This is a genomic window from Microbacterium sp. NPDC060117, assembly GCF_042729315.1.
Classification (GTDB): Bacteria; Actinomycetota; Actinomycetes; order Actinomycetales; family Microbacteriaceae; genus Microbacterium.
Window position 1 is genome coordinate 25,692 of sequence record NZ_JBHWXR010000003.1, and the last position, 17,041, is coordinate 42,732.

A 17,041-nucleotide genomic window follows, 5' to 3' on the forward strand; every position below is an offset into this window, starting at 1 on the left:
GACCTGCGCGGATCCGCGCAGTTTCACTTCGACTCGCTTCGCTCGCTCAGTACGGCGCTCGGGCGGCTCCGTCGCCCTCGCCTGACGACCCCGGTCAGGCGGAACGACGAAGCGCCGGCCCCGAACAGTTCGGGACCGGCGCTCCGGTTCGGATCAGCCCTTGCGGGGTGCCGTCACATCGATCAGCGCGGCGGTGTTGTTCTGCATCGACTTCTTCACCGAGATCACGGTGCCGTAGCCCACGCCGGCATCGGCGGGGTTGCCGGTGCCGAGGGTGGTGAACCCGAGGTCCAGACCGTAGAGGTCGGTCGCGGGAGTGCCGTCGGGGTTGACGACGCGCGTGCTGTACGGCGCGTTGCCGACCGAGGGCACGACCACCGAGGCGTCGCGCATGCGGTTGAACAGCTGACCGTCGCGGACCTCCAGGCCGGCCACCCAGCCCTTGTCGTCGGTGAAGGTGCTCACCGCGGGCTGCGCCGGGATGTCGGTGCAGGCCTCGTTCTGGTAGTTCGCGTCGACCAGGCAGTCCTTGAACGGCAGGGTCGGCGTGAGCCCGAACGCCGCGTTCGACGACTGCGCACGGCTGGAGATGTTCTTCAGCACGGACGGATCCAGATCCGCCTCTGCACCCGTGCGGCGCAGCGGGTCGAAGTGGCTGTCCACGAGCAGCAGGCCGCCCTTGGCACCGTAGCTCGGCAGGCTCGTCAGGTTCGTGGTGACCTGGTTCGAGCTGCCGTACGTGGTGTCGCGGTACCAGACCAGCGCTCCCGGGGCGTTGTACGGGACCTTCTCGACCTTCCAGCCGTCGGCGCTGTACACGGTGGTGTAGCCGTACTTCAGGCCGTTGTCGAAGCCGTCGAAGTTGCGCCACTCGACCAGGTAGTACTGCGCCTTGATCTGCGTGCCGGTGTCACGCGCCCAGCCGGCGCCGGTGGTGTCGGTGAAGGTGCCGTCGACCGCGGTCCAGCCGTTGTCGCCGGATTCGACGTCGTCGGTCCAGACGTCCGCTCCGCCGGCGGTCAGGGCGAAGTCGTCCGAGAACCAGCCGCGCTCCTGGAACGCCGCGTCGGTCGCCTGACGCAGACGGATCTGGATGTTCTGCCCCGCGTACGCCGACAGGTCGACATGGTCGTGGCGCCAGCCGTCGGTCGACCCGGTCAGGCCGTACTTCTTGTTGCCGAAGTCCTTCATCCGGCCGTTCGGGTCGCCGTAGCCGTCATCCGTGGAGACCAGCGCGCCGGACTCGTCGTAGACCTTCTGCTCGGTCCAGGTGGATCCACCGTCGGTCGAGACCTCGACGAAGCCGTAGTCCCAGTCCTCCTCGATGACGTAGTTGTTCCACATCGAGAAGGTCGCTCCGGCGGGCACGTTGTCGATCGAGCGGGTCAGCGTCGCATCCGCCCAGCTCTGGTCGGAGTTGGAGTACCACATCTCGGATCCGCTGTGCGGTTCCGCCAGCACGATCGTCTTGTCGGGCAGGTTGACCTTGATGCCGTCCTCGGTGCCCTTCGCGGGACGCGAGGTCTGGCCGACCTTGATGGTCTTCTTCCCGTCACCGGGATTCACGACCGCCGGGTCCGCCCAGCCGAGCACCCACTTGTCCCAGATCCCCATGTGGGTCGGCTGCGACTGGAAGATCGGGCCGGAGTGCGAGCCGGAGCTCATCAGATCCCAGAAGTCGATGTCGGAGTTCCCGGCGTTCGACGTGTCGTACAGGTCGGGCAGGCCGAGGTCGTGGCCGTACTCGTGCGCGAACACGCCGACTCCCGAGTTCTCCGGCTGCACGATGTAGTTCTGGATCTTGAAGTCGGTACCCGGGATCGTGGCGCCACCCGCGACGTCGGACGAGTGCGCCCAGATCGCGTAGGTGCCCTCCTTGCCGCCGCCACCGGACTTGTCCTCACCGGCGTGCACGAGCACGACGTGGTCGATGATGCCGTCGGGCTCGTTCACGTTGCCGTCGCCGTCGCGATCGCCCTGGTCCTCGATGTCGTAGTCGGACCATGGGAAGGAGGGGTCGGCCTGCGCGAGCGCCGCCACAGCGTCGATGGGCAGCTGCCCCGCACCGAGCGGGTTGTCGGGGTGTCCCTGCATGTCCTGCATGGGGCCGGCCTCGTACTCGCCGGTCGCGGGGTTGAGGTGGCACACCGTCGCCCCGTAGTAGGCCTCGGAGTGCGGCACGGTGACCCACGCGGTCGCCTCACCGGTGAGGGTGTATGCGCCGCGGGACATCTCCTCGTACATGTTCTTCATGGTGTTGCCGGAGATGTCGAAGCCGGGCTTGCCGTCCAGACCCGTCAGGTCGGTGCGTACGCGCTCGGTGACGCCCTGCTTCGAGAACAGCATCTTGTTGTAGAAGTCGCTCGAGAAGTCGGGCATCCACATCGTGTTGTTGTCGGGCTGCGCGGCCGTGGCAGGGTCGGGGATGTTGTTGTGCAGGGTCGGCCCCTGCACGTCTCCCGGCTTGCAGTCGGTCGCGCCGAACGCCGTCGGGACCTGCAGGTTCGAGAAGTCCTCCGTGCCCCCGAACTCGACCAGGATCGTGAGGAGCTTCGCCTGCTGCGTGGTCTTGGACTTCTTCAGGTTCTTCGGGCTCTTGCCGGTCTTCACGGCCTTCGCCTCGGTGATCGCGAGCTGCTTGGCCGCGACGGGGTTGCCCTGGGCGTGCTTCTGGTCGTTCTCCTTGGCGCGCTCGAACGCCGCGGCGCCGATCGCCTGGCGCGCGCTCGTGCTGCCGTTCGTGTCGGCGACCGCTTCGTCGTCGGACGCGTCGGTGAACGCTTCGGCGCGGGGGGCCACGTAGTTGATGTAGTGGTCGCTGGTGCCGCTCTTCGCGTCGGCCCCCGCGGGACCGGCGCTCGTGGAGGTCACCGTGCTCGACGGCGGGGGGCTCGACGGCGCTGCGACGGCGGGAACGGCCCCGAGGGTCGCCACCCCGGCCGCCGCCAGTGCGAACGCGGACGTCGTCGCCACCACACGTCGTCGTGTGCGAGCGCTCTTCTCTGACATTGCTTCTCCCTCCAGGCATCGCCCCAGGGGTTCCCGCGGCGATGCGGATGTCGTGCACCGGTCAGGCGCACAAGAACCAGCATTACCGTGAAAGTCCTATGCAAGGGAAGAGAATCGCCTGAAAAAGGAAGATCCTCCGCCGATATACCGCGAGCCGTGGAAGAGCCGCGGCGGTCGGGGACCCGACAGTGCGGGATCGGTCCGGACAGCGGAGGAATTCCCGCGGGAGAACGAACGAAGGGCGCCGCCCGGGATGTCCCGTGCGGCGCCCTCGTCGAGCGCTCGCCGTTCAGCGCGCGCCGGGTAGGGGTCAGCCCTTGTTGCAGAGATCCTGCAGCTTCTTGCCCTGCTCGGTCAGCTTCGCGCTGGCGTCCTGAGCCTTGGTCGAGATCTCCTCGACCTTGGTCTGCGCCTCCTTGAGCTTGTCCATCGCGGCCGGGTCCGTGGCGTCGATGTTCTTCATGTCGGGCATCTCGAAGCCGTCGAAGACCTTGACGAAGCTCTTGAACTCGGTCGCGAACGCCGTCAGCGGCGCCTTCACCGTCTCGTTGGTGACCTTCTTGCCGGCCTCGTCGAGACCCTTCTGCACGGGCGCGAAGATCCCGGCGAAGTCGACCTTCTCGCCGGTGGTGGCCTTCTGCATGGCCGAGCTGAGGTCGCTCGAGACGCTCGAGGTGGCCTTGGTCATCTCGGTGTTGGCGATCTTGCACGCGTCGGCCACGCTCTGGCCGCCCGAGCAGGCGGTCATGGTGGCGGTGAGGGCGATCGCCGCGGCGAGGCCGCCGATGCGGGTCAGGGTTGCCTTGTTCATGTTGAGCTCTCCGGTCTCTCCATAGATGTGGCTGCCGGTCCGAAAGGGCGCGACAGCCATGGTTGCCTTCCACCCTATTCCGAGCCGATCCATAGACTCGGACCCGTGCGGCGGATCCGAGGGGATCGTGATCGCACCGAGATGTCGATGACACGGTGCGTTCACCGGCCCGCAGAGGTCAGGGCCCCGCCGAGATCAGGACGGCGCCGAAGCGGTCGCTGCGCAGCGCTCCAGCACATCGACGAGGGCCGCAGGTCGACTCAGCGCCACGCAATGGCTGCCGTCGATCTCGTCCGGCGCGATGCCCAGGCGCTCGCGGACCACCCCGCGGAGGAACTCGGCGGGCAGCACTCGATCCTGGCGGCACAGCACGAACCGGGTGGACACGTCGGGCCAGGCCGTCATCGGCCACGGCTCGACCATCGCCGTGCGCGACGGGTGCGCGCGTTCACGGCTGAGCGCCTGGGCAGCCAGCTCTCGGGGAACGTCGTGATAGAAGCCCACGAAGGGGTCGGCGCTCCCGGTCAGCCCGCCGTCCCGTTCCGCCTGCTCCGCGACAGCGGACTCGTAGCCCAGGTCTTCCCACCACCGCTCGGGCGGCTCCCCCGGCGCCGGGATCATGCCGGCGAGCAGCACCAGCACGTCGACGGGCACGCGCTCGGTGACCAGCGGCGCGGTGAAGGCGCCGAAGGAGTGGCCGACGACGATCAGATCCCGGCGATCGCCGACAGCCTCCGCCACGGCGTCGGCATAGTCGGAGAGCGTCAGCGACTCATCGTCGGCGGGCAGGTCGGGCGCGACGACATCGTGCCCCCTGGCGCGGAGCTCCGCCGCGACCAGATGGAAATGCCACCCGACATCGCCGGCACCATGGATCAGCACGAACGTCGCCATCAGGGCGCCACCTCCTGCCCCTCCCGCTCAGTGAGCAGCGTCGTACGCCTGCAGCAGGCTCTCCGGGACCCGGCCGCGGTCAGAGACCTTGCGCCCGTTGGCGCCGGCCCAGGCGCGGATCGCGGTCAGATCACGCCCGGAGGCGCTCCGGCCCCGCCAGCGGGTGCTTCCTGATCGACGCGAGGTCCCTGCACCAGTGCCTGCAACACGACGGCCGGCCGCAATCCACGGCTGCAGAGCATCGCGAAGTGCAGCTGCATTCTTCTCTGACAGATCGATCTCGTAGAACGTGCCATCGAGCGAGAACGTCACGGCCTCGCCGGCGCCGATCTCGAGTACTTCTCCGTCTAGGTCGTCGACGAGCTGGTGAACGACCTTGCGTGCCATATCGATGACCGTATCAGCGCGCGATGGCCCTGCAAATACCGCGTCCTTCAGCAGGGCAGCCAGAACTAAGCGAGAGCATGTTGTTCATGATCGAGCATGTGGGTCCCGGCTTCGAACGAGAGTGGCGATTTCGATCGAGCGACAATTGGGGATGGCCGCTGGCAATCTTCATCGGCGTCGCATTGGTTTGCGGTCAGCTCACCATCATGGATGCTCTCTCCGTTGATGGTTGCACCCAGGGACAGTGCGACTACGCCTTGGCCTGGGTCACCACCGTGGTGTTCAACCAGTACTTGTTCTGGTTCGCCGTAGCTGTCGTGATCATCACACTCCTCCTCGCCCTGCTGCGATTGCCCGCGCGCATGGTGTCGTGTGTCTCGATCAGTCTCGTGATGTTGCGACGATCGCGAGCAACGCGGTATTCAATTGGTCGCTGCATGCAGGCGGTTAGCCACCATCGGACCATTCCATTTGTACGCACGCGCTGGCGCTGTTAGCGCTCGACTAACACGCTTGGAGGCGATCTATCCGCCGAAGCGCGTCTGCGATGCCTTCACCTAAGCGCCTATCGTCGGTCACCGGCCAGTTCCCCGTCCCTGCTTCTCAGTAGAGTCGCCACATGACTATCCGGACGCCTTTGGCTGACCTCGCCGCGGACGCCGTCGATGCCCTCACCGGAGCCCGCTGGGCGATCGCAGCCGCGGCGGACCACGTGCCGGCATGTCCGGGCCTGTACGCGATCTACGGCGACGAGCCGGCCTGGCGCGACATCGAGCTCGAGGCGGCTACCGACGGACCCCTCTACGTCGGTAAAGCAGAAGAGAGCCTCATCTCGCGCGACCTGCACGGCCATTTCGCGACGAATCCCAAATCGAAGCCCCGCACTGGCGGATCCACCGTGCGCAGGTCTTTCGCGGCTCTCCTTCGGGACACGCTCGACCTGCACGCCGTGCCGCGCAATCTCGCCAAGCCGGAGCGATTCGCCAACTTCTCCCTCGCGGAGGGCGGCGACGAGCGCCTGAACGAGTGGATGCACGCTCGGCTCACGCTTGCCCTCTGGCCGGCGCCCGAGGACCTCGCTGTCCCGCTCGGAGACATCGAGACCGTGGTCATCCACCACTTCGCCCCGCCGATCAACCTCGACAAGAACCCCGCCAAGCTCGCCCGACTCAGCCAGGCGCGCGCGGCGATGGCCGCCGAGGCTTCGAGGTGGACGCAGGACGCGTGATGCGGCTCGAGATCACCACGACACCGCGCGAGACCCTCGTCTGGGCGCCCACGGCCCAGGACGCTGCGCGGCTGCGCGAGTTCCTCACGGCCGCCGGCCGCCTCGTGCTGGACGCAACGCCTGATGAGCTCGCCCACTTCGGCTACATCCCCGACGACGAGCGAGACCTGTTCGACCCGGCGCGGATCTTCGACATCGAGATCGGTGCCGAGGCGCATGACTCCTTCGAGGCCCTGGTCGGCGCCGGGCACGCGCTCGTCTGGCACCGCTGGCAGTCCCGCCGCGGCGGGAACGTCTGGGGTGAGACGGTGTACTCCGCGTCGGCCAAGCCCAAGCGCGCCCCGATGGACAGCGCGGTGCACTTCGGCATCAAGGTCCGCGCCAGCCAGAAGTACGGGCTGCGGCTCGTGCGCGACGAATACGCCCGGATCAACAAGCGGTCCTCGATGCCCCGACGAACCCGTGAGATGGACCCGGAGTTCTGGGACTACGTCGACGAGCGGTACGAGGACGCAGAGCACCGGATCTACACCGACGAGTGGTGCGAGGCGGAGCGAGTCCGGGCGCTGGAGAACTACGACCTGAACATGGCCCACTTCGCGTCGCTCGATCCCGACGAGTTCGAAAGGGTGCTCCAGCACACCGTGAAGAGCTGGCGCGGAATGGTCGAGGTCACCGATCTCACGAAGTGGGATCGCGTCCCCGGGCTGTACGTCATGGTGCTCGACGATTACCGCCAGGTCTACGTCGGCGTCACGAGCTACACGGTCGGCATCATGACGCGGATCCGACAGCACTGGAATGGGACCAAGCAGTTCGACCGACTGCTCTGGCCTGACGTGGAGACGTCGATCATGTCGATCGACAGCTTCCGTCCCCTCGACACGACCAGGATCTTCGCGTTCGAGAGCTACGACCCGCACGGCAGGGAGAACGAACTTCTGGAGAAGATGCCCTCCAAGTTCGCGCTGAACAGGATCATGGGCGGCCCCGACGCTCTGCGGTTTGCTGCTCTCCTGGGCGTCGAGAAGGTCATCAAGACACGGGATCCATTGACCGCGATCCCTGAGGAGAGCGCGTGATCGATCAGATCTTGTCGGCGAAGAGCATCATCCCCGCGACCGTACTCATCATCGTCGGCCCGCTGAGCATCATTTTCGCGCCCTGGATCTTCCGCTTCTTACACGCGAGTGCTCGCAGGATGTTCCGCGACGAAGCCGACTTCTTCTTCCCTCCTGACAAGGGGCCCCTGGGGATTCGTATTGTCGGCGCCCTGATGATCGTGATGGCCGTCGGGGTCGTCCTGCTCGACGTCTATCACCCCTACCAACAGTGAGACCCGAGCTGGAGCCCCAGGCATGACCACCGAGATCCACGAACTGCCCGACGACGCCGCCGCGCGTTACAGCGCCATCCTCTCCGCTGTCGCGGAGGCTCTTCCCTCATCGTTCGACCAGGCCGAGCAGCTGCTGGCCCCGATCGCCGGCGAAGTCTGGATGGGCAGCCTGACCCTCCACGGCAAGACGGCACCCGGTGCCGCCGAGCGCTCGTCCCGCGCCGTCTCGGACCGCGTACGCGCCGAGGTGTTCCTGCGCGATGGGTTTGTATGTTCATACTGCGGTGGCCGGACTATCCCGCGCTGCGTGCTGGTCGCGATCAGCGATGTCTTCCCAGAGGCGTTCCCGTACTACGCGCACTACCGGCGCGGCACGGTCCACCCGGCGTACTGGGCGCTCGCTCCCGAAGCCGACCACACACTCGCGCACGCCAACGGCGGGTCCGATGAAGCCGCGAACCTCACGACCATGCACGCGACGTGCAACACCCGGAAGTCGAGTCTGGACGCGACCGTGCTACCAGCTGCTCCCGCGGTGACCGACTCAGGCCACTGGGACGGCCTGCTCTCGCACTACGCGGGCATCGTCGTCGCGGGCAACCAGCACGGCCGCCGGCACGCGGCCGCGAGCTATCACCCGAACTGGCTTCGACACTTCGGTCGGACCGAGGACGCTGCGCTCGTGCGCGCAGCTTCACCGATAGCCGACTGACACGAGACCGCGTCCCCCGTCGCTACAGGTCGATCCGCTCGGCGCCGGCGACCAGCATCGGATCCAGTAGCTGCCTGGCTCCCACGATCTCGACGCCGAGCAGGATCCCCTCGACGTCGAAGTCCAGCACGACCACCCCGCCCTCGACGCCGGGAGCTTCGATCGTGCGCACCGAGCGGCCGGGCTCCATCTCCGGCACGAGGTAGATGTACGCGGCATCGGCTTCTGCATCGAACGTGGTTCGCATGACGGGAGCCTACGTGGTCGGCCCGGGACCGATGGGAATGGTGGCGCGCAGGACCCAACCGTCTGCCGTCGTGCCCGACTCCAGCTGGCCGCGACATAGCTCGAGACGCTGTCTGGCACGGTGCAGACCCCGCCCACCTTCGCGGACACTGTTCCCTGTTGCCACCTGTGAGGCAGTGTTCTTCACGACGAGTTCGACGAGGTCAGATTGGCGATGGATGTCGATGCTCGCGGACTGGGAGCTGGGAGCGTGCTTGAGGATGTTCGTGACAGCCTCGATGGCGGCCTCTACGAGGACCCGCTCCGCAGCGGGGCTCGCGCCCAGACTCGCAGGAGGTGACGACACGTGCGTCGGGATCCCCGCGTCCTTCAGCAGCATTCCCAATGCGGAGACCACTTCCACGGGGCCGCCTTCATATCGTGCCGGGTAGGACTGCACGCCCTCGGGCCTCGTCCCGCGCATCAGGGTCAGCAGTGACCGGATGCTCTGCAGCGCCTTCTCTGCGGAGTCCTCGATCGTCGTGAGCGACACCTGACGTGCCGCCTCGTCTGGCTGCCGGGGCAGGGCACGTGCATGGAATAGCACGAGGGTGAGATCGTGCGCGATCCCGTCGTGCAACTCGTCTGCGATCCGCTCCTGCTCCTCGCGCGCGAGTGCTTCGAGGTCTTTCACCACGCGGGCCCGCTCGGCGACGAGGATCGCCTCTCTCGCGGTGATCAGACGGAACGTGAGACCTGCGAGGAAAGCGATCGCCGCGATGCCCGCGATCCCGTACACACCCCCGTTGGTGAGCGATGACCCGTTCAGGGCGATGTCCGCGGTAAGGACGGCCAGGACCAGCGCGTGAAGACCGATGACCCATGGTGCGCACGTGGCGGCCACCAGGCCGAGCGCGATCGCGAGTTCGAGAAGGTCGCCACCGCTGCCGGTGAGCGCTGCCCCGAGGCTGCAGATCACCATGACCATGAACGCCGCCGTGAGCGGATGCCAGGCGAACGCGGCGATCGCCGCGTACAGCATGAGCGCGAGCAGGTCAGCGCGCGCGAAGCGGCCCTCCGCGATGATGAAGCCGATCGCGATGATCACCAGCACGCTCACCACGGCAACGAGCAGGATCCGGGCGATGGGATGCAGAGCACGCTGCTGCCAGAACGCCTTGGAGCCCAGCAGGCGCCGCAGAGACGTCCGCGCAGGATCCGAGAGCATCGTCAGCTCCCGGCCAGTGCTTGCACCGCTCCGGTCTTCAGGCACAGATTCCCAGCATCTTGCACAGCCAGTCGCCGAGGTCGGCGGTGGGGACGGTGATCGTCGGGACGTACGCGCTGAGTCCGTAGATGTTGTTCAGTACGGGCATGGTGACTCCTCACGGTCGGGGTGAAAGTCGACGCCTGCCCGGGATCGACATCGGACCACTGTGCTAATCCATCTCCACACTATGTCGCGCATCCGCTGGACCAGAGATCTGTAGCCCTGGGGCTAGGAATCGCCCTTCGCCCTCGCGATAGCGTGATGAGGTGACTGACGCCGTGCGAGTTCTCGTCGCCGACGATGAGGCCCTGGTTCGACATGCGTTGAGGGCGTTCATTGCCGATGACGACCGCGTCGTGCTCGTCGGGGAAGCGTCTGACGGATCCGAGGTCGTTGATGCTTGCGCGCAGACCCGCCCCGATGTGGTCCTCATGGACATCAAGATGCCCAAGGTCAGTGGCATCGAAGCGACACGCAGGATCCTTGCGTGGAATTCAAGCTGCCGCGTGGTCGCCCTGACGACGTTCACTACGGAGTGGCGTGCGCTCGAGGTGCTGCAGGCCGGAGCGTGCGGTTATTTGGTGAAGAACTCCACCCCGGAGCAGATCATCGACGCCATCGTGGCCGCCCACGCCGGCGACCGTGTCGTCTCCCCCGAAGTGCAGGATCGATTCGTACGCGCCGCGATCGAGGCCGGCGACCGGCGATCTGCCGACTCGCCGGCGCTGAGCGACCGAGAGCGGCAGATCATCGGGCTGATCGCCAAGGGGCTCTCGAACGCGGAGATCGCCGACGAGCTGCACTACGCCGAAGCGACCGTGAAGGCTGATATCAGGCACATCAACCACCTGTGGAGCGTCGAGAACCGCCTCCAGATCGTCCTTCGCGCCACCGAGCTCGGCATCATCAGCCTCTGATCTAACCGTCCGGCAGACCTTCTGTAGCCCTGGGGCTACGAGAAGAGCCTGAGCCTTGACCGCTGTTGGTCGCCGGTGGTCCTGTGTTGCTGGGTCGCCGTACGGCACCCACCCTTACGACGGAGACCGGAATGGCTTCCGAGCGGGTGGCTTCATCCCGTTCAGGAGGTTCGAGGAGGACCGGCACTCGTCGATCGCACCAACACGAAGGAGTACCGGTGTCCAAATCCATCCCCACTCTCAAGAAGCTGGCGACCCTCACGGTCGCCGCGACGATTGCCGCGGCAGCAATGCTCACAGTCGCCTCCCCTGCGACGGCCGCGACGACTTCGGAGGTCGCATCGGTATCCACCGCAGTGCGCCAGGCGTCCGATGAGGCGACTCCCAAGGCGTCGCAAGCCGACATCGACAACGGCAACCTCGCCGGCACCTTCGTGACTCAGCCCGATGGGCGCTCCAGCTTCGACTACGGCGCTGCCGTGGCGGCTGGTGTGCCTGCAGACTTCGCGACGGAGTTTGCCAGCGGCGTGGTCGCAAGCGGTGGTGAGATCGCCAACGCCCCGGTCGACGTTTCCACGGCCTCGACCGCCAAGGGCGCAGAGATGCTCTCTGTGGCCTCGTGCGGTGGACGCAACGGATGGGGCCTGTACTGGTGGGGCTACCAGGTCGCGACCGATTCGTGCGTAACGAGCGTGATCATCAATTCGATCTGGGCCGGCGCTGGCGCGGCCGCCCTCGCAGGCATCATCTCCGGGGCAACGGGTATTGGCGCAGCTGCAGGCGCCGCCGCGGCTGCCGTGCTCACCATCGGCGCCGGCGCACTGGGGGTGTGCGCCTCATTTGGTAACGGAATCTACTGGAACACGCTCTACACCGGCACCCCGTTCTGCTGGGGCCAGTAAAGAGCCACACTGGACAGCGAGGGACTCATCGGACCGCGCGCTGCGTGACCCGGGGAGTCCCTCGCAAACGTCCTCGTTTGGCACGACCGTCCAAGAAGGGAACCAGACCATGACCAACTCGCCTCGCCGGTTCAAGGCGCTGACTAATACCGCGTTGGCGCTCACTGCCGCTTTCTTGCTCGTTGGGGTTGCACTGACCGTGTACGCCCTCGTCGCAGTCGAGCGCGGCTCCAGCTCCTTCAACGCTGCCCTCATGTGGGGGCGGGCTTCACTCATCCTCGGGGTGGTCATCGGGGTCGCAGCCATCTTGGTGCGCCGAAGCCTGGCGCGGCGGCTTCCGCCGCCTGAGCAGGTGAAGGACTGAGTGCTACGGGCGTGAGCGATCGACGCACCCTGATCGCTCTGCGACGGATACGGCTGATCTGCGGATTGATAGCTGTGGGCGGTTACGTCCTACTTGGAGTGAGCCATCTCGTGGCGTTCCTCTCACGGACACCGGGGAACGGTTTCCTCGGCGCCGCAGAACCTTCCCTGTTCGTCATCGCAAGCGTGCTCTTCGCCGCCACCGTCATCTCGATCCCCTACCTTCGTGAGACCGTCCATCCCGGAAACCCGGAGCGAACCGGGACGAGGGAGCGTTGACGCACTGCGCTTCGCTCGAGCACGCGTTTCCGCTATGGGACGATGCCGGCCGCTAACGTGAATGGGGTCCTGTTGCCAACGCGACCGGGACCCAAGTGCAGAGCAGTTCTGGGATTGCAGAGTCAATTGAGTAGCACCGCATCGACGCGACGGTCGGTGTAGCTCATCATCGGATGGGCGGCACTGACCGTTAGCGTGCTCATCCGGCTTCTCGTCTCTGTTTTCGCGGCTCTGAAGCTCAGAGACCTTCGCTGCGCGGACGGGTTCGCATACACGTTCGCGCCGTTGCTGGTTACCTGCGGAGAGCGTCAGCCAGCGGTCCTTGTGACCGGGTGGGCGCTCACAACCGCTACTCTCGCGGGCCTGATCGTTGCAGCGATCGCAGCGCTAACGGGACTCGTCTCCTCGCGATCGCGCGCGTGGCCCCTTGCCACGGCCGTTGTTGTAACCCTCATCGTCCTGGCCAGCAATCCGGACGCCACCTGGGGTACCAACTCCTGGATCTTCTTCAACGCATCCGGCTCGACTATCGTGGTCGCGCTAGTGGCAATAGGTAGTCGGATCGCGCGCACAGCCAAGAGCAAGAACACGTCGGCCCGGTAAGCCTCACCATGCCCAGAGCGTGTTGTTAACCTGGGTGTGCAGTGCGTCGAAGAGTCTTGATCGGTGCCACCTCAGGACTACGCCTTCGAGATCACGCACAGCTGACCCTTTACCAACACGACCTCGCGCGGCCTTCGTGATCCCCGACTCACCGTCTCCAGGTGCGCGGGATGCCGCGGCCAGACGCCGAGGCACAGGTACCGCAACACCCTGCGTGAGGCCCCCAGAGCCTCGTCCCCAGAACCGGCAGGTCCCGTTCGGGGGCACGAACCCGTCTGGTCGCACCAGCATCCACTATCGGTATGCAGGCGCGCAAGAGAATGCCTGCGTGCAGTGGGAATCGGCTCAGTTCCAGTTCATCCCGTGCGCGCGGCTGTCGAGCGCGTTCTTCCAGAACGACTCCCGAGCCAAGATGGCGTCGGACCGGGTCTTCGGGTCGAAGATCTCCAGGATTGAGTACTGGAAGTTCTCCACGATGTGCCGGTCGCCGAGGTCCGCGCGCAGCTGCTCGAGCTCGCGGTTGCCGCCGGTGAGGTTCTTCAGGTGCGCGTACCCGGACCAGCGCTGCCACAGGCCGTTGGCTTCGCCGGATGCGGATCCGATGTACAACCGGCCGTTGCTGAGATCGGCGATCACGTAGACGCCCTTCACGCTGGACAGAGCGTCCTTCCAGCTGGGCTCGTCGCCGGCGATGATCCGCTGCAGCTCGTGGTGGCGGAGCCGGACATTCTGGTAACCGGGGAAGGTGCCGAGCTTGATATCGGGTGCGAGCTCGTAGACCTCTGGGGCGAGCGAGCTCTCCTGCAATCCCGTGTAGTGACGGAGGTACGGGGTCCGACCAATTGGTCTGTCGAGCTTGATGATCAGACGCTTGATGTACTCGCTGTGCAGATCCAACGACGTCAGGTCATAGCCGTAGTCGTCGAAACGGTCGGGCTTGATCGTGTGGACCTCGAAGGCCCCACCGAAGATGAAGTACTGCGGACCGTACGGGTAGTACTGAGCGAACGACAACACGAACCGGGCATCGCCCATGTTGTTGTTCGTCTGCTTGGTGCGCCACCGACTCATGTTGAGCCAGGCATCGGGGTCGTCCATGAGGAAGTCCCATGCTTCGCCGCCCCCGCCGCCGTCCCTCATGTTGAATTTCACCTTGGTGAGCCCAGGCTCCGGGACGGGCATGAAATCTGTGAAACGGATCACGCGGGGCTCCTCGTTGAGGCCAGAAAGCTCGTCTGCCGCGGATGTCAGCCGCAGGTCACGTCGGCGCTGGCCGGGCGGGCGACGTTGTAGTCGAGCCCGTTGACCGTCACGACGATCATTGAGAGATCCGGGTAGTCGCAGCCGATGAAGTTGAACCAGTGCCGGCCTGCACTGTCGGCCACCTTGCGTAGGGCTGTGTTGGTCCACCCGCCATCGGTGCTGAGATTAATCCGGAGAAAGCCGGAGCCGCTCTCGACGCCGTCGTAGAAGCATGCCCAGTGCGTGTATGCGGCGTCGCACATGTCGTGGATGCTCTCGATGAAGTTGTTGTGCAGGTGCTCGTTGAACTTGGCTTCGATCGCCGCGGCGTCGATCCCCTGCGGCGCCGGCGTGCTCTCAGTCTGAGAAGGCGCTGTCGCAGCAGGCGACTCGGCAGACGGCGTCGGGCTCGGCTCTGCAGGTTCGGTGCCGCAACTTCGGGCGACCTTGAGGGTGGGTTTGTCGGTGACCTTCTCACCCGACGCAGGTCTCTGCTCGCAGACTGTCCAGTTCCGATCCTTCAGAATCCCGAACGTGCCGCCTCCGAGCACCTCGAGATCTTCGCCGATCCCTGCGTGCTTGATGTCGCTCTTGGCGACGTCGAGCGTCTTCCCCGCCACGTCCGGCATCACTGCCGGCGGCCCTGCTGAGCATCCAGCGAGCCCCAGAAGCACCACGAGCAACGCGGCCAGCCGCAACGTCTTCAACCCCACGTCGTTCCCCACTCTTGGTTCTGTGATTGAGCCACCCCACGGCGGTCCCCTGATGCTATCGGTTTGCTGTGACACAGCATGCCTGGAATCGACGGTCATCGAGCACTTGGACATCACCCCTTCGCACCGTGATCGCCAACAGGCTCAGGGCGCTGTCGCCGAACCATCTGATCATCACCTGCCCACCACAGGTGCTTGAGTATTGCCATTCGACGCGTGACCCTCATGAGTACGCCGAGCTACGCGAAGACACAGACTGGCTGCTCCCCGCGTGGGAACGCCCGGACGAGCACGCCGCGCTTGACATCCAGCAGACGCTCTCGGAGAAGGGTCTCACGCGCGCCGCAGCGGCCTTCGACTGCGTCATCGCGGCCTATGCGGTCGCCAACGACGCCGTGATCCTGAACTCCGACCATGACTTCGGGTACATCGAACTCGCCACCAACGGCCGGGTCCGGCAGGAGTACGTCGCCGCATGACCGCCGTTGGACGTGACCAGGTCCAACGACTTGCTCATCGTCCGACCGCCTGTCTCAGTTGTCGTCGAAACGGTAGCCGGCCTGTTCCATCACGGACGTCACCTTCTTCATGCCGAACCAGGTGTTGATCGTCGCGCTGCATCTGGTGCCGGCGTCGTCCCAGATCACCCGGAACCCGCCCGGTAGCCGATGTACTCCGACGATGCGTTGGCGACCCACCCACGTGCGGCCGAACAGAGTGCGCATGTCCAATCCGTCGGGATAGATCCTGAGCCGCTGCGCCCCCGGGATGCTGGAGCTTGTCGGGATGGAGCCTCGCGAGACGCCGATCGCCATCGGACGAAACTCTGCCACGAGCGAAGACACGTCTACCGTGTGCTCTTCACGCGAAGCGGCGCCGGCAACTGCGGCATCGCCGGATGATTCCGGGCGTGCGTGCACCGCCAGCTGTCGAGACCGCAGCACGGCACTCAAGATGCCGGCGGCCACGCTACCGGCGACGAACGAACCAGCCGCGACCGACAAGAGGAGCGGAGGCGTCGTCAGCGCCGGGTTGCCGGCGGGATACATGACCCCCAAGGTCACGATCCCGGTTGCGACCCCGAGAATCCCGACCGCCATCACGCTGAGCGATGCAAGGAACGCGATCCGGAGCAGCCGCACTCCGCCAATGTAGCCCCTCTTGGGACCCGAGCAGGGAAGAACGCTGCAGAGGTCGCAACGCGGCCCACGGGTCAGTTCACTCCCTCGCCTGAATGACTCGGAGATGATCACGAACTGTCTGCCGAGCGCAGCACGGCAGCGTTACGGTGAACGCATGCGGCTTCGCGTATCCCTCCTTCTGGCCTCCGCCGTAACGCTTGCGTTGACAGGCTGCGGCGCTTCCTCGACCGGCGTAGTCGCGGCATCGACAGCGGCCCGACCGTCGACCGTTCCGTCGCCGGTGCCGAGCGAGACAGCGTCGAATGTCGTTGACTCGGGGAGCACGGATGCCCAAGCCCAGGCACAAGCGCGCATGGCTCGACCAGGTCACGCTACCGCCGGAAGCGGTTCCCCTACCCATCGGCGCGACGTCGTTCAGCTCGTTCACGGGGTGGCCGTGCGCTCCCATCGCAACGTTGAACGGATATTGGAAGATCCCGGACATGAGTCTCCCCGAAGTCGCGAACTGGCTCCAAGAGCACCCGCCCGGCAACCTCATCTCGACGAGGCACGCGCCGGTATCCGAGGACCCCGACAGCACGTCGACGACGATCGGCTACATCCCCGCCCAGGGAGCCCAGCAAGGGATCGTCTACACCGTCGAGAAGATGCCGGATGGCGTCGCCGTCCGCGCCGAGATCGCCGCACAGGCCTCCACGGCGACATGCCCGCCGCTGCCCAGTACGGCGCGCCCGGCCAGGGGTGAGGTTCCCGCAGCCCAGTCCGCATATCGCTTATGGTCGCGGCTTGTGACCGCCAGCTCGCATAGATAGATGCTTCCCGCTCACCAATAGCTGATCTCGCGAGTACCGGTTCACGGCACTTCGGGCCCGGTATCGCCCCCGTGCTCACCTAGCTCCAGAAGTGCACCACAGAAGCACCACGCACGATCCGGATATGCGAAAACCCCCGATCTCTCGGGGGTTCTCATGGCGGTGACGGTGGGATTTGAACCCGCATGACAGCCCC

At 65.8% G+C, this 17,041-nt stretch carries 19 protein-coding genes; 10 read left to right on the top strand and 9 right to left on the bottom strand.

Annotated features, from left to right (window positions below; translation table 11 throughout):
* Nucleotides 1-153: 153 nt before the first annotated feature.
* From ACFWCK_RS11870 to ACFWCK_RS11885, 4 genes are all read right to left on the bottom strand, one after another.
* Nucleotides 154-3,009, bottom strand: coding sequence for an immune inhibitor A domain-containing protein (locus ACFWCK_RS11870; protein WP_378805996.1), 2,856 nt, complete (start codon nucleotides 3,007-3,009; stop codon nucleotides 154-156).
* A 310-nt stretch (nucleotides 3,010-3,319) separates the two neighbouring features.
* Complete coding sequence (locus ACFWCK_RS11875) at nucleotides 3,320-3,820, bottom strand: hypothetical protein (RefSeq protein ID WP_378805997.1); 501 nt, start codon at nucleotides 3,818-3,820, stop codon at nucleotides 3,320-3,322.
* Between the two features lie 195 nt (nucleotides 3,821-4,015).
* Nucleotides 4,016-4,714, bottom strand: a complete 699-nt coding sequence (locus ACFWCK_RS11880) for an alpha/beta hydrolase (protein WP_378805998.1) — start codon at nucleotides 4,712-4,714, stop codon at nucleotides 4,016-4,018.
* A gap of 27 nt (nucleotides 4,715-4,741) precedes the next feature.
* Nucleotides 4,742-5,101, bottom strand: coding sequence for an Lsr2 family protein (locus ACFWCK_RS11885; RefSeq protein WP_378805999.1), 360 nt, complete (start codon nucleotides 5,099-5,101; stop codon nucleotides 4,742-4,744).
* An 86-nt stretch (nucleotides 5,102-5,187) separates the two neighbouring features.
* On the opposite strand from ACFWCK_RS11885, the gene ACFWCK_RS11890 reads away from it, so the two are divergent.
* From ACFWCK_RS11890 to ACFWCK_RS11910, 5 genes are all read left to right on the top strand, one after another.
* Nucleotides 5,188-5,598 (top strand): hypothetical protein, encoded by a 411-nt coding sequence (locus ACFWCK_RS11890; protein ID WP_378806000.1) that lies wholly within the window; start codon nucleotides 5,188-5,190, stop codon nucleotides 5,596-5,598.
* A 122-nt stretch (nucleotides 5,599-5,720) separates the two neighbouring features.
* Nucleotides 5,721-6,329: a GIY-YIG nuclease family protein gene (locus ACFWCK_RS11895; protein ID WP_378806001.1), complete on the top strand. Its 609-nt coding sequence runs from the start codon at nucleotides 5,721-5,723 to the stop codon at nucleotides 6,327-6,329.
* Nucleotides 6,311-7,411, top strand: a complete 1,101-nt coding sequence (locus tag ACFWCK_RS11900) for a hypothetical protein (RefSeq protein WP_378806002.1) — start codon at nucleotides 6,311-6,313, stop codon at nucleotides 7,409-7,411. Before ACFWCK_RS11895 ends, ACFWCK_RS11900 begins: the two co-directional genes overlap by 19 nt.
* The gene (locus tag ACFWCK_RS11905) at nucleotides 7,408-7,665 is read left to right on the top strand and encodes a hypothetical protein (protein ID WP_378806003.1); all 258 of its coding nucleotides are present in this window, start codon (nucleotides 7,408-7,410) and stop codon (nucleotides 7,663-7,665) included. The genes ACFWCK_RS11900 and ACFWCK_RS11905 overlap by 4 nt, the downstream gene beginning before the upstream one ends.
* A 22-nt stretch (nucleotides 7,666-7,687) precedes the next feature.
* The gene (locus tag ACFWCK_RS11910; RefSeq protein WP_378806004.1) at nucleotides 7,688-8,377 is read left to right on the top strand and encodes an HNH endonuclease; all 690 of its coding nucleotides are present in this window, start codon (nucleotides 7,688-7,690) and stop codon (nucleotides 8,375-8,377) included.
* A gap of 22 nt (nucleotides 8,378-8,399) precedes the next feature.
* On the opposite strand, the gene ACFWCK_RS11915 is transcribed toward ACFWCK_RS11910, so the two are convergent.
* Together ACFWCK_RS11915 and ACFWCK_RS11920 are read right to left on the bottom strand one after the other, a co-directional pair.
* Nucleotides 8,400-8,624 (bottom strand): DUF2283 domain-containing protein, encoded by a 225-nt coding sequence (locus ACFWCK_RS11915; RefSeq protein WP_378806005.1) that lies wholly within the window; start codon nucleotides 8,622-8,624, stop codon nucleotides 8,400-8,402.
* Nucleotides 8,625-8,633: 9 nt separating this feature from the next.
* Nucleotides 8,634-9,830, bottom strand: a complete 1,197-nt coding sequence (locus tag ACFWCK_RS11920; RefSeq protein WP_378806006.1) for a sensor histidine kinase — start codon at nucleotides 9,828-9,830, stop codon at nucleotides 8,634-8,636.
* Nucleotides 9,831-10,138: 308 nt separating this feature from the next.
* Here ACFWCK_RS11920 and ACFWCK_RS11925 point away from each other — a divergent pair, with 308 nt between their 5' ends.
* From ACFWCK_RS11925 to ACFWCK_RS11935, 3 genes are all read left to right on the top strand, one after another.
* A complete protein-coding gene (locus ACFWCK_RS11925; RefSeq protein WP_378806008.1) occupies nucleotides 10,139-10,789 on the top strand; it encodes a response regulator in 651 nt (216 codons plus the stop codon).
* 218 nt (nucleotides 10,790-11,007) lie between these two features.
* A complete protein-coding gene (locus ACFWCK_RS11930; protein ID WP_378806009.1) occupies nucleotides 11,008-11,691 on the top strand; it encodes a hypothetical protein in 684 nt (227 codons plus the stop codon).
* 109 nt (nucleotides 11,692-11,800) lie between these two features.
* The gene (locus tag ACFWCK_RS11935; RefSeq protein WP_378806010.1) at nucleotides 11,801-12,055 is read left to right on the top strand and encodes a hypothetical protein; all 255 of its coding nucleotides are present in this window, start codon (nucleotides 11,801-11,803) and stop codon (nucleotides 12,053-12,055) included.
* A gap of 1,226 nt (nucleotides 12,056-13,281) precedes the next feature.
* Here ACFWCK_RS11935 and ACFWCK_RS11940 read toward each other — a convergent pair.
* Together ACFWCK_RS11940 and ACFWCK_RS11945 are read right to left on the bottom strand one after the other, a co-directional pair.
* On the bottom strand, nucleotides 13,282-14,139 hold the full coding sequence (locus tag ACFWCK_RS11940) for a GIY-YIG nuclease family protein (protein WP_378806011.1): 858 nt from the start codon (nucleotides 14,137-14,139) through the stop codon (nucleotides 13,282-13,284).
* A 44-nt stretch (nucleotides 14,140-14,183) separates the two neighbouring features.
* Entirely contained in the window at nucleotides 14,184-14,891 is a 708-nt protein-coding gene (locus tag ACFWCK_RS11945; RefSeq protein ID WP_378806012.1) for a hypothetical protein, read from the bottom strand.
* A 128-nt stretch (nucleotides 14,892-15,019) separates the two neighbouring features.
* On the opposite strand from ACFWCK_RS11945, the gene ACFWCK_RS11950 reads away from it, so the two are divergent.
* A complete protein-coding gene (locus ACFWCK_RS11950; protein ID WP_378806013.1) occupies nucleotides 15,020-15,370 on the top strand; it encodes a VapC toxin family PIN domain ribonuclease in 351 nt (116 codons plus the stop codon).
* 54 nt (nucleotides 15,371-15,424) lie between these two features.
* On the opposite strand, the gene ACFWCK_RS11955 is transcribed toward ACFWCK_RS11950, so the two are convergent.
* On the bottom strand, nucleotides 15,425-16,033 hold the full coding sequence (locus ACFWCK_RS11955; RefSeq protein ID WP_378806014.1) for a hypothetical protein: 609 nt from the start codon (nucleotides 16,031-16,033) through the stop codon (nucleotides 15,425-15,427).
* 482 nt (nucleotides 16,034-16,515) lie between these two features.
* Here ACFWCK_RS11955 and ACFWCK_RS11960 point away from each other — a divergent pair, with 482 nt between their 5' ends.
* Entirely contained in the window at nucleotides 16,516-16,845 is a 330-nt protein-coding gene (locus ACFWCK_RS11960) for a hypothetical protein (RefSeq protein ID WP_378806015.1), read from the top strand.
* Nucleotides 16,846-17,041 lie beyond the last annotated feature (196 nt).